Source organism: Proteus sp. PR00224, from assembly GCF_016238105.1.
In the GTDB taxonomy this organism is placed as follows: Bacteria; Pseudomonadota; Gammaproteobacteria; order Enterobacterales; family Enterobacteriaceae; genus Proteus.
Genome location: NZ_JAEHQU010000013.1, coordinates 16,201 through 32,057, shown reverse-complemented (window position 1 = coordinate 32,057; position 15,857 = coordinate 16,201). Strand labels below are relative to the sequence as shown.

General features: G+C 39.1%; 16 protein-coding genes. 2 read left to right on the top strand and 14 right to left on the bottom strand.

What is annotated here, in order from left to right; all coding sequences use genetic code 11:
- The 12 genes from gpJ to JEP71_RS16615 all read right to left on the bottom strand — a co-directional run.
- Positions 1-4,067, bottom strand: a 4,067-nt coding sequence (gene gpJ / locus JEP71_RS16670) for a TipJ family phage tail tip protein (protein ID WP_198626624.1), incomplete at its 3' end; no start/stop codon positions are given.
- The gene (locus JEP71_RS16665; protein WP_098943622.1) at positions 4,067-4,633 is read right to left on the bottom strand and encodes a tail assembly protein; all 567 of its coding nucleotides are present in this window, start codon (positions 4,631-4,633) and stop codon (positions 4,067-4,069) included. The genes gpJ and JEP71_RS16665, both read right to left, overlap by 1 nt.
- Entirely contained in the window at positions 4,570-5,289 is a 720-nt protein-coding gene (locus tag JEP71_RS16660; protein ID WP_098943624.1) for a C40 family peptidase, read from the bottom strand. Before JEP71_RS16660 ends, JEP71_RS16665 begins: the two co-directional genes overlap by 64 nt.
- Before the next feature lie 3 nt (positions 5,290-5,292).
- Entirely contained in the window at positions 5,293-5,991 is a 699-nt protein-coding gene (locus JEP71_RS16655; protein WP_098943626.1) for a phage minor tail protein L, read from the bottom strand.
- Positions 5,988-6,317: a phage tail protein gene (locus tag JEP71_RS16650; protein WP_089503235.1), complete on the bottom strand. Its 330-nt coding sequence runs from the start codon at positions 6,315-6,317 to the stop codon at positions 5,988-5,990. The genes JEP71_RS16655 and JEP71_RS16650 overlap by 4 nt, the downstream gene beginning before the upstream one ends.
- A gap of 39 nt (positions 6,318-6,356) precedes the next feature.
- On the bottom strand, positions 6,357-9,692 hold the full coding sequence (locus tag JEP71_RS16645; protein WP_198626623.1) for a tape measure protein: 3,336 nt from the start codon (positions 9,690-9,692) through the stop codon (positions 6,357-6,359).
- Positions 9,693-9,760: 68 nt separating this feature from the next.
- Positions 9,761-10,069, bottom strand: a complete 309-nt coding sequence (locus JEP71_RS16640; RefSeq protein WP_098943630.1) for a hypothetical protein — start codon at positions 10,067-10,069, stop codon at positions 9,761-9,763.
- Between the two features lie 33 nt (positions 10,070-10,102).
- The gene (locus tag JEP71_RS16635) at positions 10,103-10,408 is read right to left on the bottom strand and encodes a hypothetical protein (protein WP_098943632.1); all 306 of its coding nucleotides are present in this window, start codon (positions 10,406-10,408) and stop codon (positions 10,103-10,105) included.
- Between the two features lie 136 nt (positions 10,409-10,544).
- Positions 10,545-11,129: an ADP-ribosyltransferase gene (locus JEP71_RS16630; protein WP_160230143.1), complete on the bottom strand. Its 585-nt coding sequence runs from the start codon at positions 11,127-11,129 to the stop codon at positions 10,545-10,547.
- Between the two features lie 137 nt (positions 11,130-11,266).
- Positions 11,267-11,992, bottom strand: coding sequence for a hypothetical protein (locus tag JEP71_RS16625; RefSeq protein WP_098943636.1), 726 nt, complete (start codon positions 11,990-11,992; stop codon positions 11,267-11,269).
- Positions 11,993-12,058: 66 nt separating this feature from the next.
- A complete protein-coding gene (locus JEP71_RS17625) occupies positions 12,059-12,688 on the bottom strand; it encodes an ORF6N domain-containing protein (protein ID WP_432277993.1) in 630 nt (209 codons plus the stop codon).
- Between the two features lie 74 nt (positions 12,689-12,762).
- Positions 12,763-12,933: a hypothetical protein gene (locus tag JEP71_RS16615; RefSeq protein WP_160230142.1), complete on the bottom strand. Its 171-nt coding sequence runs from the start codon at positions 12,931-12,933 to the stop codon at positions 12,763-12,765.
- A gap of 103 nt (positions 12,934-13,036) precedes the next feature.
- Here JEP71_RS16615 and JEP71_RS16610 point away from each other — a divergent pair, with 103 nt between their 5' ends.
- Both JEP71_RS16610 and JEP71_RS16605 read left to right on the top strand, forming a co-directional pair.
- Positions 13,037-13,849 carry a LexA family protein gene (locus JEP71_RS16610; RefSeq protein ID WP_098943638.1) on the top strand — a complete coding sequence of 271 codons (813 nt, stop codon included), beginning with the start codon at positions 13,037-13,039 and terminating at the stop codon, positions 13,847-13,849.
- A gap of 24 nt (positions 13,850-13,873) precedes the next feature.
- Complete coding sequence (locus tag JEP71_RS16605) at positions 13,874-14,581, top strand: hypothetical protein (RefSeq protein ID WP_098943640.1); 708 nt, start codon at positions 13,874-13,876, stop codon at positions 14,579-14,581.
- Positions 14,582-14,773: 192 nt separating this feature from the next.
- Here JEP71_RS16605 and JEP71_RS16600 read toward each other — a convergent pair whose 3' ends face one another.
- Positions 14,774-15,229 (bottom strand): hypothetical protein, encoded by a 456-nt coding sequence (locus JEP71_RS16600; RefSeq protein WP_160230141.1) that lies wholly within the window; start codon positions 15,227-15,229, stop codon positions 14,774-14,776.
- Between the two features lie 133 nt (positions 15,230-15,362).
- Positions 15,363-15,827 (bottom strand): hypothetical protein, encoded by a 465-nt coding sequence (locus tag JEP71_RS16595; protein WP_098943644.1) that lies wholly within the window; start codon positions 15,825-15,827, stop codon positions 15,363-15,365.
- Positions 15,828-15,857 lie beyond the last annotated feature (30 nt).

Genomic DNA, 15,857 nt, shown 5'->3' with positions numbered 1-15,857 from the left:
CGTCCACGAAATACCGCATCATTTAATTCCACATTCCCTGTTGTGGCATCAATATTAAATCCTTTCTTGCCGGCTAAATAATTGGTGGATGTGATTTTTTTACCTACTGATAATTTATCAATGGTTGCCTTGCTAAATAACGCATCATTGAAAAAAGCTTGTCCATTTTGAATAACAAAAGGCGTCACCACTTTGCCATTTAATGACGATATCACCGCAAAGTTTTGGGCATTGACCAGAAATTGGCTATTTCCTTGTGCATTAAACCCTAAGCCAATGCCAGTAATGACTTTATTCCCTTTGCTATCCTGCTGGACTTTCATTGTCCATGATGCCGAAATTTTGCCATTTATGTCTGTGACCACTTTCGAAGTTTGTTCGATTTTGGCTGAACTTGCACCCACTTGGCTTTCTAAACGAGTCACTTGTTGGGCGGTCGAGGTCACCTTTCCTGAAACCTCGGTCACTTTGGTTTCGAGTTGGCTTACCGCATTCGCCGTTGCATTGGCTTTCTGTTCGCTGGACTTAGGTACTTCATTCGCCACAAACCCTTTTGGTGCTACTGATTGTTTGTTATTGGTATAAGTGCTGGTAATGATTTGATGGTTAACACTTTTATGCTTAGTGAGTTGGTATTTAGCGCCTCCTCGCAAATAAATATATTCCACAGAACCATTTATTAATTGAGCGGGTCCCATCACAGGAGATTGATTTGTCCATCGCCAATCAAAATTATCAATGATGCGGTTTTCAGACTGTGTTCCCCATCCAGAACCACTGACTTGCCATTCCACAATCATGGCAAAGCCTTTGGTGCTGTGCGTCGCATAGCTAGGTTTATTGTCTGAATATTGTCCTAAGGTTCTAAAGACCTTAAAGGCATAACGACGAGAGGTCACTAAAGGCAAAATAACCGGATAATAGATGTTTTCATTGAGTTTTGATAAATCCAAATCCACCACCACAGATCCCGTTAAATCAGCTTTCACTTTATCTAATTTGCTGGATAACGTTTGCACCTGAGAGGTTGCGGACGTCACTTTGCCATCAATATTAGATACTCGCATATTTAACGCATTGACCGCACTGCTATCGGCTTTCCCTTTCAAATTTGAATTGAGCGTTGAAATCTCTTGCGTTTGTGCTTGCTGTTTCGAGGTGAGGGTTTCTAGTGATTTATTAATCGCGGAAACATTCCCATTCATCCGTGTTTCCAATGACTGTCTGGCTTTCGCTTCCGCTTGGTCACCTGTAACTCGCGCTTGCTTCTCCGCGGAGATAAGTCCTGCGGTGACTTTCGATAAATCATTGCCAGTATAATCACCACGAAGTTGTGTCGCTAAAGATTGCCGTTGTTGCGCTTCAGTTTTATCCGCATCAATACGCGCTTGTTGCTCTTGTTTGATTGCTGCGGCCTGTGCTTCTGTTGCCGTTGAAACTTGGTTCATCCGCTCAGCCAGTAATTTTTCTGATTCCTCCCGTTTTTTTTCACTTTCTTCAATCGTCGCACCTTGCCTCATTGACTCTTCTAAAAGCTTGTCGTGATTTATCCTCATTAACTCATGTAATTCAGTAATATCGATTTGGTTAGCTTTACTGTTAATTTCACCCAATAGGTCTTGCGCGAGTTGATCTCGACTAATTTGACCCGCTAATTCATCGAGGATAGCTTCGGTATTATCATCAGCCTGACCTTTCATCTCCACAAAATGAGATTTACCGTACTCATTGACACTTCTCACATAAAACCAGTAATCATGACCTGCCTTTAGCTGTCCTTTAGTCCAGAATTTAGCTCTACCTAAAAAATCAGCCTTTGACTCTATCTCATTGATATTATCTATCTTGTTTTCATCAGAAAACCAGAACTCAAACTCAGTATTTAGAGTGTGTGGTGCAGAGATGTGAGGGATCAGTTTTATTTCAAAAAAACCAGACTCAACGGTTATTGAACTCGGTGCGCTTGGTGCGCCAATGACCATCTGCACTTTTGTTTCGTTACCAAGCATTCCATTAGCATCTTTACCTCGCACACCAACAAGATATTCGCCAGATTCAAGGCCATTGAAGTAGTATTCAAGATCTGTGGTACTTCCGGAGGAAACAACTTTCTTGCCTTTATAAAGAGTAACATTAAATGAGATATTCCTATTGATAGTTGTTGTTGCCCACATAGCTCTAGCCTGAACTCGAGGGCTATCATTAACATAAGCGATAGAAAGGCGTTCTATGTTAGGAATACGAACAACATTCTGTGTTGGAGGATTTCCAGTAAAATCAACACCGCTATCAACAATGCTTTCCTTTTGAGGCTCATGCTGAATACAGTTGTATAAGTAATTTCCATCATTATCTTCCGAAATGGAAATTACCCTAAATAATCTGGTCGTTAACGTGCTCTTTGAAATGGAAAATACACCATACTGCTTCAATCCATGTGGATTTTCACGCAAAGTAACAATATCACCATCGATAGATTGAATTTCTATTTTTACGAACTTACCTGTTGCCCCTAAAAATGAGAAAGTGCCTTTATCATCATATTTCCACTCAATAGGCGCATCGATAATAATAGTACGAGCATTAACTGATAAAACTCGTCCTCCTACCTTCACCCCTGCAAAACTGTCATCTGCAACTTCAATAATATCGCCAGAGATACAGTTGATCCCCTCGCGTCCAGTTGTGAAGGTAACGCTATCTTTCTCCAACTTTTCTGTTTGTAATATCCATTTACCCACTCTGTAAGCCTGCCCACGACTAGTACAGCCAAAAGCGGTGACTTTTTTGACATTTACACCGCCGAATCGCTGAATAAGGTCATCATCTTGGATAAATTCTCTTTCTTCACTCCATCCATTACTCGGATTTACCCATGACACTTCAATAGCATTGTGTCGTGCTGATTTCGCTGTTGATGTATATTTAAATTTGCCATCAATAACGTTTGAATTTGTATACGTCCATACTGGATCGGATGGCCTGTCTTGAAAACACGTTAATTGTTGTCCATCCCATAAAGGCATACCGCGAAATACAGACGCCAAGTCATCAAGCACTTCTTTGGCTTTTCGTTGAGAGGTTATATAGGCATTGAAAGTAAAACGCGGCTCTTTGTTGCCAAATCCATCATCAACCAATTCATCACAGTAACGAGCAATGGCATATAGCGCGAATTTATCAACGTCAAACGAACCGATCATCTCTCCTATACCGTATCGTTCATTGGTGACTAAATCGTAAAAAATCCATGCGGGATTATTAGTCCATGCAGGCTTGAAGCGGCCCGTCCAAATCCCTGTGTAAGTGCGCGTTTCTGGATCATAGTTATCAGGAACTTGGATAATCATTCCTTTTATATGATAGGTGCGATTGGGCGTATCACCGTATTGGGATTTATCAATTTTCATCCCGACAACAGCAGAATTAGGATAAGAAAATTTAGCGTCAGTTATTTCTGTGTAACTCGCCCATACTGTGCCATTCTTCAGCAAATCACTCTTACTGTCTTCAGTTGTACGAGAAACCCTGATTTGAAATGGTTTTTTCTTAGGCGCATCGATGATATATGATTCTAAATATTGACCGCTAATTTTACCGGTTATTCTTGCTGTTTCTGCATGTACCCAACCAGATCCCTCATTAACTTCAATAAGCATTTCCACCGTAGCATCGTACTGATTTCCCTTATCATCTTGACCAACAAGGGCAGAGACACCCAAAGTAAATCTAACGCGGTCAGTTTCCTGATCGGAAATAGTGCGCAAGATTGGCGTATTTTTTTTCACCTCAACATTAACGGGTATTTCTTTCTCTACAAAAGGAAAACCATCTAAAGGCGCTTGTGTCGGTGTTCCCGCACGCCATTGAACCTCAACCCCATGAATATTCGGATTGCCATCTTCATCTACAACAGGCGTACCATTCAATAAAAAGCCTGACATACCACCAACAGGGCCTTCTATTGGCCCTTCGGAAACCAAATCAATGACATTAAGAAATTGTTTATTTTTTAAGTTGTCATCAAGCAATCTCGGAGTGCTTCCTCCGCCACCACCTTTCCCCATTAAACAGTCTCCAAACCTTGTGATATTACATTGGAACCCACGACCATCTCGCCATAACAGATAGGAACGGAATAGCCTTGTCCGACTCTATTTGAGAGTGAACTAAAATACTGGTTACTTTCAGAGTTTCGCCCCTCTATGCTCGGTGCCGGAGGTGTTTTGGTTAACATCGTTGCCAATCCCGCTGCGGCCACTCCAACACCAGCAGCAAATAATGCCGTCGATGTCATTGTTGCTAAAAATCCACCCGGTATTAAAAAAGATGCACCAATTAACGCCGCTCCACCAATAATGCCTAGCCAACCACCAGATTTAGCACCACCAATGACAGGAACAATCGTAATAACATCACCTTCACTTAATGGTGTATTTAATCCCGCAGAAATGCTCTCCTTGGTCATATCATTACCTGCGATACGAACACGAAACTGCCCTTGATTAATCTCTTTTTTCAGCCCATCAATTTGATAGCAAAGACAGCGCAAGGCTTCACCGGCATTGCTTACCTCAAGCTCGAACCGGCGTCCAAATCGGCGCAAATAGCCTGCAAACTGTAATTTGACCATTGTTTATGTCTCCAGATGCTGTGAGTGTATTTAAACCAGTAACCACCGTAAGTATCTCGCTTACTCAATCTGTCTGGCCTGTGATGCAATATCTCTTGATTTCCTAAGTACAAAGCGGCATGGCAAGGTTTTGAGGTGCCTAAACAAATCAATATCATGTCGCCTTCTTGAGCTTCATCAACTTGATAGAAACCCTGTTTAACTGTGTTATCTAAATAGAGATTTTGCTCTGTGTACCACCATTCATCAGGGCGAATAAAATCATCTAACTGAATGCCTGAAAGGTGATAGGCGTCGCGTATAATGGAATAACAGTCCTGCTCACCATGCTTAAACTCTCTTCCTAATAGTGGTGCTATTGGTCTGAACTTGTGGATCACACCATCACATACCAACCACCACGGTAGATTTGTCTTCCTTTGCATTGCTCTATCGCCAGAACTCAAGAAAGGCTTTCCGTCTGGGTGACTATGTACAATAGCTTTGATGTCTGAATAACACTCTGCCGTCATCCAATCGTTTGGGTTTATTTCAAAATAGTTTTGTGGGTCGGGGTGTATATTCCCGCAAGGGAAATACTTGTCGCCAGAAATTAAACCGCACGACTCCCTCACTCCTTCCGCTTTCGCGTGAGCGATAATGTCTTTCTCAATCATGGATTAACCTAATTTATTTGAACCTAAAAACCCGCCGAATGGCATGACAGATTTAAATCTGAGTTTGCACCCACTGTATTTATGAGAGCATTTATCTTTAAGGGGATCAGTTGTTGGCTGGTCTTTTTCATCTGCAACAGGCGAGCCGTCATACCCACAGTCATTGCTTCGGTATCGCCATGAGCAAATATCAGCCTGAATCATCCGTCTAGGTATCAGCGCATTATCGGTTTCCATTGGAAGTGCTAATATGTAAGTCACAAAATCAGAATCTGAGCTTTCCCGTTGCTCGATAACATACTTCTGAACAACTTCTCTTGTTGGATCTGCTTGTAGGTTTCCGTTGGGAAAATTAACAGCATCAAGATATTGCTCTAAAACCTGCCTGCGAGTAACGATAGCGCCTAGCGCATCATCGTAGTCGTTGTTAATAGCAGTTAACATCCCGTCAAAGTTAGCGAATGTCATTTTAGGTCTATCTGATGCCCCCTGCGCAGTTACACTAAATCCTGTAACTTGAACAGGATAAGGCTCATAGCGTAAACCTTGCCAGATGATAGGTTTTAATAACCCATTCATGCCGTCATGAAACCGGTAAACATCACCACCAAAACGGCTTAAATCGACCTCATATAGATCTAACATTGCATTTTGTTGTAAGTCTGCAACATCTATGCGCATCGCTTGAGGTATCTCTCTCATGCGATAACCTCCTCAAATGTACAGTCTATCTGCCATGATGATTTACGTGGTGTTACCTGCCAGCCTCGGCAGACAAACTTACGTTTAGAATTATCATCACTGGTTAGCCATAAGAATGACTCAACCGCACCACGAGCCTTAAGAAATTCATTAATCTGCTTCCCAATATCAGCATGTTTAATAAATGAAAGTTGATAAGTCTTTAATTGGTTGTTGATCCCGTCTTTAACTCGTTGTTCATAACCGTTACCAAACTTAGCCACCTTCACCTTAGGCTCATGACTCACTTGATAAGCTGTTTCTGGTCGCCATTTAAACTCTTCCATTGGTTACTCCAATAAAAAAGCCACCTGTTTGGGTGGCCGTTACCAACTTCTTGATTTTTCCAAAGCACCACCGCTACGCATTTCGGTGCCAAGCACATCATAAACCGTACCTCTCACCATTTGCTGTATCTGCTGCGCTTCCTTTTGAGTGATACCATTCGGTGCCTGAACTTGGAATGTAAAGTGCATATCCCCCATGCTGACACCGTTACCACCTTTACCCATTTGTCGATTGCTGATAACCCGCCCACTATCGCTTGGTATCATGTATTGATTACCATTCGATGCCTTGAATATCTCTGGCTTGCCACCTTCTCCAACCCGATACATTTTACCTGCACCGACCTGTCCTCCATTTTTACGAGCGCCAGCAAGCGCAATCATGGCGGGTATTGCTGCCGCCATTGCAGCCATTCCCCAAGTTGCAGCAGAACCCATTGTGGCAATACTGGTTGTTGCTGCGGCTGGAGCCATTGCAGTTGCGATTGCACCTCCAGTCGCCGTTGCGTCTGCAACCGCTTGAGCATTTGACGCTTTACGCATAGCATTTTCAGTAATCATATTCTTAACTTGCTGCATACCCATTTGAACCAGAGCACCAACGGCTTGGTCTACAATGGTTAATGCGACATTGCGGAAAGCATCGTTAAGGGATTGAGTGCCTGTTAATAGCCCTGTAATTACGTTAGCGGAACGTTGCCCTAATGCGTCCAACCCATCAGCTAAGAATTGATTAGCTTGACTCTGATTACGCCATATCTCCCATTGAGCATTCATGCGGTCTTGCTCATATTGAGTATTAGCGGCATTCATTAACGCCAAACCTTGCTGAGTGATAGCACCTTTTTCAGTCTCAAATTCGCGGATAAGCGCAAGTTTACGCTCGTGTTCGTTTTTGAGTTGCTGAACAGGGTCTACTTGTGCTTTTAAATTATCTTGGGGAGATACAGTGTTATTAGCCCGTATTTCGGCTATTTTTTGCTGATATTCTGCTTCAATTTCAGCTTTACGCCTTGCAGCCTGTTCAGTGAGAGACACATCATCTTTTGTTATCCGCTCTAAGTCTGCCAATTTCTTATCGTGAGACTCTTTAGCCTTAGCGACCAAATCAAGCTCAAGTGCGGCTTTCTTATCAGCTAAATTACGTTCAATATTGTATTTATCTTCTGCAAGTTTCTCAGCTAAATTAATCTGTTCGGGAGATGCTTTGTCACCCAACGCCTTAACCGCATCATACTTAGCCATTTCAAGAGAGCCTTCTTTGTAACCTTTGTTTAAAAGCTCAATTTCTTCTCTTTGGCGTTTTAATGCTTCGTATGCTGCATCTGTGGCTTTGGTTGATTCCTTGGTTGTTTTGTTGCGTTCGGTGGCGGCATCTTGAGCTTTTTGAGCTGCAATTGCAGCCTGATTTAATATTAGAACTTCTTTTTCTGATAAATTGTTATCTTCCGCATAGAATTGAACTTTCAGTAATCTCTTATCAACTTCACTTTTAGCATTAGCTAATTTCGCCTCACGCTCTAATGACTTTCTCATATCTAACGCTTTATCTGACAATTTTACTTCAAGCTGGGTGGCATTAAACTCACCTTTCGCTCCTGTTGCCTCCCTTATTTGTTGAGTAAGCCTACCTAATGCAAATTTTTCAATATCAAGAGTAGTTGCACTTTTAACACTCAAATCAATGGCTTCTTTTAGTTTCTTATCATATTCATCCTGAGCATCTGCGAGATATCTAGTGATATTTTCAGATTTTTTTCTATTTTCAGCTAAATCACCTTCTAGCTCTATCTTTTCTCTTAGGATATTTATTGTATTTCTTTCAATTAGCTCTGGATTATTACCAAGAGCATCTTGCTGCATCCTTAATCTAGCCTCTAGCCTAGCGAGTTGCTTTTCTTGCTCTTCCATTTCTGCATTTAGAACTTTTTGTTTATCAGATGCATCCTGAACATCACGCGCTATCTCTTGATATGAAAGCTCCTTTAACTTATCCGTTAACTGTTCTACATTATCAGCAAAATCATGAGCTTCTTGTTTGGCTTGCTCTGTCTTTTGGTAGAAATAACACATCGCAGCACCAGCAAGCATTAGCGCTCCCATTGGACCACCTAAAGGAGCAGTGGCAATATTGAGCGCTCTCATTGCGCCAGCCATAGTAACACTGGTTGCCGCAACTCTTGCTTGAGCCGTCGCTAACCTATTTGTTTCCAGAGTTTCCTGCCTAGTTAATGCTGCTATTCTTGCTAAATTTGCCGATAATTCATTTCTTATCCTCGAACGTTGTTGCTCTGTTTGAGCGGCTGAAAGCTGAGCCGATAATGATTGTTGAGTTGTTAAAGCAAATGATTTTTCCGCCTGAACTCTAGTTAAGGTCTCTTTTGCCGCAAGAACCTCTGCTTTAGCCGAGTTTCTTGTTGCTATAGTGCTTGTTATTGTATCTTTTGCTTTCTTTAATTGCGCAGCACCAGCAAGAGATAATGCACCAACAAACCTTGAACCAATTGTCATTGCAGTCAAAGCAAGAACATCCGTCATTACATCCAAATTTTTACTAACAGTAGTAACGGCATCACTAAATACACTAAGCCCCGCCTTTACTGTTGTGTTTTCACCGAGAAACTTAGTGACATTATTCCCAGCCTCTTGAAGTGCCTGTGACATCGTTCGAGTGGTTTTGGCGAACTCTTTGGCGATAGCATCACCTTGAGAAAGCAATCCTTTCACAACTACGTCAGTGGTTAACTTACCTTCTGCTGCCATTTTACGAAGCTGACCTATACTTACTCCTAGTGAATCAGCCAATGCAACCATTAAGCGACTACCCTGTTCTGCTACTGAGTTAAATTCTTCACCACGGAGAACACCAGAGGCGATACCCTGTGATAACTGAATGATGGCGTTTTCAGCCTCTGTCGCTGTGGCACCAGAGACAATAAATCCCTGATTAATAATTGTTGTTAATTTTGCTAAATCCTCCGCCGATGTATTGTATTCTCTCGTACCTCGCTCTAATCGTGCGTAGAGTGTTGCTGTGGCATCGAGACTAGATCGCGTTGTTTGTGAGATATCAAAGATTCGCTGAGTCACGTCAACGAGTGACTCGCTAGCACGAACTGAGTTAGATAGCTTATTGTTTAATTCAGTCCATGCCTCAGAATAACTAGCAACCATTGAAGCCGATAAATAACCAGTAAGAGCCGCAGCAACTTTGGATAGAGACTGTATTGACCGCTCTGTGTTATTTATCGACTGAGACGTTCGGTTGAAACTGCTATCCATACGATTAAGGCGTTGCTCTAACTGACGCTGAGATGTGAGTAATTGCTGAACATCCATTTGAACTTGATAAACGATTTCGCCTACATTTGCCATTTACCGGCTCCTTAAAATGAAAAACCCCGCCGATTGGCAGGGTTAGTTTGATTAATGACTGTATTAAGTTAATACTTAAAGCTTCGCACTTCTCGTAGCATCTCGTTAGCTTCACTGCATCTATCTTTTTGTTCTTCTGATATTTTTTCTCCAGACTCTCGCATCAAATCACAAACCATGCTAATTCTACCCTGTTCAAATGCATGCCCCATTGATGCGATAACAAAACCCTCGCACGATTCTTTATCTTTATGGTTAATACAAGCAGCCTTTGCAATGTCAGATATCTTTATATTTTCCGCAGCAATAGAACCAGCGCTAAATAAAATAGATAAGGAAGATAATACCCAGAGTGGTGTAACTAATATCTTTCTCACAATACCATCCTCTATGGTTAGTTTATTTTTAAACTACCTTCTTTTTAAGATTTCTTTTATTTTCTCGTGATTTGTTTCTTGAGTAGAATGTGTATCTAAGATATTGCTTTTTTCTATTAATGAGATCGATTTTCCTTCAATCGCATCAACAATTGATCCACAACCAAAGAAAACAGCCCCTATTAATGATGAGAAGCACCCGCCAAACACAAGTAGTGTTATATTTGGCATTTGTTCAGCTATCTTATAATTCGATGTGTTAACAAAAGACATTAGCCCTAAAAATATAGACACGATACCAATTATTAATAATATCCCGCCAACATGCTTTAAATTCACAACACCATCCTCGTTAGTTAATTTGTTATTAATTTAGCTGTTTGTGGTGCAAATGGGAGCAACAAAATTATCAATAAGCCAACGCAACTTATAAAATTAAAGAGATAAACACTAAAAATAAATATATAGCGTAATGCTACGACAATAATTCAAGTTCATACATAACAATGGTGTTAAATTTTTTAGCATGATATCCCGCCAGTTTTTCTATTGCTTTTTGATCTGTTATTTTTGTAGTATTTAATAATTTAAAACAACTACCTCTAGGCAAAAGTACCTCTGACTCACCTACGACTGATGGATTATCTTCAAGCAAAATAGCCCTTGCCCCAGCTTTACAATTAATTCTCAAATAACAAGGTAAGCCTATATTAGGTCTGCTTCCCGCAAAATGTTCAGATAAATTATTGTCACTAATTGATGTTGACATAAATGCTGGATAAACGCTTATACCTTCTTCTTTATCCAAGAAATTTTTAACTACATCCTCAAAACAAGCTCGATGCAAAATTTCATTACTTTCCAATTGATGTAAATTAAATAACTCATCAAGACCAATCAAGTAATCCTCATACTCCACAGGAACTACCCAATTGTGTAACAAAATCTCATTAATGTGGTATGCGAAAGACATGTTAAAAATGATGTCAGATGAATTTTTATAAGCTTTAAATGCTTTTTTTTGTTTTTCCGTTAAAAGATTGTAATCCACATTTTGCATTTTTACTCTCATTTCTCAGGTTAAGTTTTTATTAATTCTATTTATGATAGCTTGAAGGTAATACAAAAACAAAGCAAAAAGCCTCAATCAAGAGGCGTGGTGTGTGATCTCAAGCAAGCCGTCCTTGGCTTGGGTGTTTAAGCTACTTCAACACCATGGATAGCGTGTTGTAATGCTTTAACTCCATTGTCGTTATACCTGAATGCTTCAACCTGTTTTGAAGAATAAGCTGATTTATCTAAGAAATACTTCCCATATTCCTCTGTTTTTAATCCGTGCTTATTAGCCATTCGACCAATTTTATTGGCAGATACTTCAAGCATTTCGCCAACTTCACCAGCGGTATAATACTTTTGCTCAAGCGCTGGCAAAGGAACCGCTTCAAACCCAACAATCGGATTGACGATATTAGCCGCCGCACATTGCTTTGCTTCATCACTCAAGTTCGGCATTAAGTCGAACAAGTTAGTAATGGCATCAACCGACATTTTCAGCGTTCTTGCTTGGCGGTATTCAGGTAAGCCAGATTGGCTTTTGCCACTTTTTTGAGAAGCTACATGCATTGATTCCAGCTTATCAACCAGAACACGGCGAACAGCTTTTGATTCTCTAGCGGCTACACGAAGCGCTTGTTTGATATTCATTTCAATTATTTCAATTTGAGCGCCGTTTTTATGACCTACAAAAATTTTGTAGGTCTCGCCATCTAATTCGTCTTTTACTCTTTCAATCAATACGTTATTACGAATTTGATTTTCACCACATGACTTACGAGCCACGTTAATCATTGATAATAACTTCTGAGTATCAATAGTTTTGTTCGTGACAGTGTTAAAACTATTTGTTAAAGTGATCTCACTCATGAAACATTTCCTTTTTGGTTTTGTTTGGGATTAGCCAGCAGTTCGCACCTGTTGGCTTTTCTGTTTTTATATGCATATTCTTGGTAATTCACCTTCTTGTAATCTCCCGTTAATATCTCTCCTTAAATTCATCAGAAACGCATAACCATCTTGAAATCGATCAACCAACTTTCCAGCAAGTGGTGATTCAAGTTGTCTTAGCATTGGATATATTTCTGACTTCCATGCTGAATAAAAAACATCGTAATGATTAAATAGAGCATTAATGTTGTGAGCGTCTTTTTCCCTTTGGGTTATTGGACGCGTGCTAACAACAACTTCATTTTTCACTTTATTAAAATAGTGATCTTCCATTAACTCGAACACATCCCATGCCTTATCTGTATCTAACATTTTCGCGTGACGAGCCGCACCTCTTTCTGTCCACAGAATTAAACTTCTCGCTTTGGGTGAAATTTGTAGGTTACTTAAAGTAACTCGCAAATTTTTTAGAGCATTTCCAATGACTTTGAAGTAATGCTTACCCTCAATAAAGCGACCTGCATTACGGGAGTGGTTTACTTTTATGTTGTTACTTTTAGTATCATATAACTCAGCTAATAGTTCAGTCGTCACAACAGGTATTCCGTTATGCATAATTGCTGGGATGGATTTAACTGAATTGCTCATATCATTAATATTTGCTAAATTAGTCATGTCACTTATTCTCGCTCAAGAGTTTATTTGATAATGAAACCTCAATTGCTCGAACAGTTGGGGTTTCTTCTTTTTTACGGCATCTCAAGTTCGCCATTTTCCACCTTCTCTCTAAATACCTCTAAAATATATTCAAGCTGAACCTGAGTAGAGCGGCGTCTATTTTCCGCAACATGGTCAATCCACTTCCTCATTTCTGGCTTCATCCGAAATGGGTACGGCATAATTCTATTTTTCTTTTCCATTTTATCTCCTATGAAGTATTTCAATATCACATCTTCATGATGTAGTATTAGTTATATATCATGACTCCAATTTGTGTCAATATGAATTTTAAAGAGTTCACATATGAATATAGATGATAATTTTAAAAATCGCATACAGCTAGTTAGGCAATCTTTAGGGCTTACTCAAGGTGATCTTGCTGATAAGGTAGGAGTAGTCCGTAGGCAAATAGCAGCCTATGAAGCTGGTGACTCAAAGCCAAGAATTAATGTACTAAACAATCTTGCCGCAACATTAGGAGCTACCGCCGAATGGTTAGCTCAAGGTATTGGCGAATCCCCTGAGATTGGGCGCGTTAGATCCACTATTACCTTGCCGTTAATACCTGTAATTTCATTTGTTCAAGCAGGAACTTTGTTTAAAGAAAATAATGACGATTCAAAAAGTCTCATTGGGTATGACTATATTGCAGCACCTCAAAATGCATCTAGTGATTCATTTGCCATAGTAATTGAAGGTGAATCAATGCAATCTGATAATGGTATGAGTTTTACTACTGGCAGTCTTGTTATTTTTGATCCGCTAATAGAGGCGACTAATGGTGATTTTGTGCTATGTAGGCTACCTAACAGCGAATCAGCAATATTCAAGCAGTATATTGTAGATCAAGGTCATGAATATTTAGCATCACTTAACAATAAATATTCCACAATACCTCTTGAGAAAGGTAGATTTATAATAGGTGTTGCCATTGAATCAAGAATAGATTTTTCATTTACTAATGGATACGCAAACCATAAAAAACTATACGACACTAGTGATGGCTTACCAATAGAACAACTAAAAAATCAAAAAATTAGTGAGAATAAAAATATTTTCAAAAGACTAGATAAAATTGAGTCCATGCTTGAAAAATTACTAACTAAAAACAATTAACAATATGGTAAATAAGGATGTGAGATGTCGTTTAAAGAAGCAATTTTAAGGCTGTGTTGTGATATTGGTAAGGCTGTTCATCAAGATGCCATAAATGATATAACCAAGTGTCATATACTGAAAAATCCATCACGTGACAACCATGATGATGAATACATTTTACGAGTATTATCATTCACATCTTTTTATGTAGCAAAGCAGACTTACGGGTACAGTGAGACAAAAATCAGGTACGAGGTTCAGCTTGGTCATGAAGAGCCGTTAGATTATTTACCGATGAACTCTAGTGTTTACCCCATAAATGGGTCAGATGAATGGATGATATACATTGGCTGCAAATACGATGATTGGGAGCAGATTTTTTATGAAATATGCCATGAATCTGTACATTTACTGAATCCGGCAGAGCACGAAGATCTACCAAATGTTCAACGTCTTGATGAGGGTGTTGCGGTGAAGTTCGCTGAAAACATGTATAAAAAATACATAACACCATATACCACTAAACCACCAAAATTCACTCCTGTAAGATTGGCGCGTTTAAGTCAATATACTAAAAGCTTTAATATTACCAATAAGATATCTGATGAAAAGTTGAAAGAAGTACGTTCAATATTCGGTAGCTTTTGGTCTATTCCAGATAAAGAAAAGTTCATGTCAATCGTAGGCAATTACATAACTGACAAAGAAGCTGACTATCTACTATCAGATTTTGACTACAACCGACCTTAATCACCTCATCAAAATAAAACAAAGGGCACGGATGCCCTTGTTTATGAAATGAATGATAAACTATATAAAAACAAAATACCAAATACAGAAGCTGAGCCTAAAGCTATTATGAGTATAATAATCATTAACCATATTGTTTGATTATTAACGCTTTTTTGAATATGAGAAACTTCAAGATAAATACTTTCTATTCTATTTTTCTAGTTTGGTAAATCGCGCCTCTGTACAATCTTTCCCACCGTTACTTACCTCTGATTCTTTCTTAGGTGTCATGTACTTAATAAGTATAAAAAACAAATAAATGCAACAAGAAATAAAAACCATAACTCCAGAGGTCACTGGATTGGCTTTTACATAATCTTCAGCAATATTTAACCCTAATGTGGATAGGGTTACCATATCCGCAGCCATAACAAAAAGTAACACAGCGTCATTTTTGAATTTTTTTTCATATACTATTGATGCAATATTAGACACAACGAATGCAATTAACAGGAGTACAAACAAGTTAACACCATTCCTAAGCCCAGCCGCAGTGAACACCTTTTCCCCGAGAATGGCTATAGATATAGATAGCCACACAGCTATAACGATAGCACCTACCAACCAACAACATCCCCTCGGTTTTAAACCTTCTTTTTTTGACATACCAACCACGCAATAGTTAAATTTTCCTTATGCTATATCCTTATTAAAGTAAATCAAGGTAAATTCGTTTTCATTTATGTAATTGTGATATGATCGCAAATTTCAGGCAATAAAAAACCCACCGGAGCGGGTATTAGTGGATAGGTAAGAAATCTTCTTCCCATTTTAAAAATTTAATAATTTGATGTATGACATTCAAGCTGGTACTGATTAGCTTCATATTTCTAGGAGAATAATCAAACCCATGCTCCAATTCTTTTCCTCCATGAAATAAATTATTTCTTACGGCTTTTAAAGCAGTAACAATATTATTTAATTCATTTTTTGTATCATTAATGTCTACCCATCCTGCATTACCAAACACCTGCTTTTTAGGTTTTAAATCAAATAATTCTTTTCCTGCTGGAATATCTTTATATGTTATTATTTTTTTATTATCACTAATAAACTTACCCCAATCAGCTCTTGCGTTCTTGCCTTCAGTTTGTCTTGTCTGGTCTTTTATTTTTAATTTTAGACAATATTCTAATCTCGCATATGCATACATGAATTCAAACATCACAATCTTTTCTTTTTCTGGAATATGATCAGCAATCATATAAAAATCCTTAATAGATAATTTAACACA

Coding starts and splice junctions, on each gene's coding strand:
- JEP71_RS16665 (WP_098943622.1), bottom strand. CDS start 4,633: ATGGTCAAATTACAGTTTGCAGGCTATTTGCGCCGATTTGGACGCCGG.
- JEP71_RS16660 (WP_098943624.1), bottom strand. CDS start 5,289: ATGATTGAGAAAGACATTATCGCTCACGCGAAAGCGGAAGGAGTGAGG.
- JEP71_RS16655 (WP_098943626.1), bottom strand. CDS start 5,991: ATGAGAGAGATACCTCAAGCGATGCGCATAGATGTTGCAGACTTACAA.
- JEP71_RS16650 (WP_089503235.1), bottom strand. CDS start 6,317: ATGGAAGAGTTTAAATGGCGACCAGAAACAGCTTATCAAGTGAGTCAT.
- JEP71_RS16645 (WP_198626623.1), bottom strand. CDS start 9,692: ATGGCAAATGTAGGCGAAATCGTTTATCAAGTTCAAATGGATGTTCAG.
- JEP71_RS16630 (WP_160230143.1), bottom strand. CDS start 11,129: ATGCAAAATGTGGATTACAATCTTTTAACGGAAAAACAAAAAAAAGCA.
- JEP71_RS16625 (WP_098943636.1), bottom strand. CDS start 11,992: ATGAGTGAGATCACTTTAACAAATAGTTTTAACACTGTCACGAACAAA.
- JEP71_RS17625 (WP_432277993.1), bottom strand. CDS start 12,688: ATGACTAATTTAGCAAATATTAATGATATGAGCAATTCAGTTAAATCC.
- JEP71_RS16615 (WP_160230142.1), bottom strand. CDS start 12,933: ATGGAAAAGAAAAATAGAATTATGCCGTACCCATTTCGGATGAAGCCA.
- JEP71_RS16610 (WP_098943638.1), top strand. CDS start 13,037: ATGAATATAGATGATAATTTTAAAAATCGCATACAGCTAGTTAGGCAA.
- JEP71_RS16605 (WP_098943640.1), top strand. CDS start 13,874: ATGTCGTTTAAAGAAGCAATTTTAAGGCTGTGTTGTGATATTGGTAAG.
- JEP71_RS16600 (WP_160230141.1), bottom strand. CDS start 15,229: ATGTCAAAAAAAGAAGGTTTAAAACCGAGGGGATGTTGTTGGTTGGTA.
- JEP71_RS16595 (WP_098943644.1), bottom strand. CDS start 15,827: ATGATTGCTGATCATATTCCAGAAAAAGAAAAGATTGTGATGTTTGAA.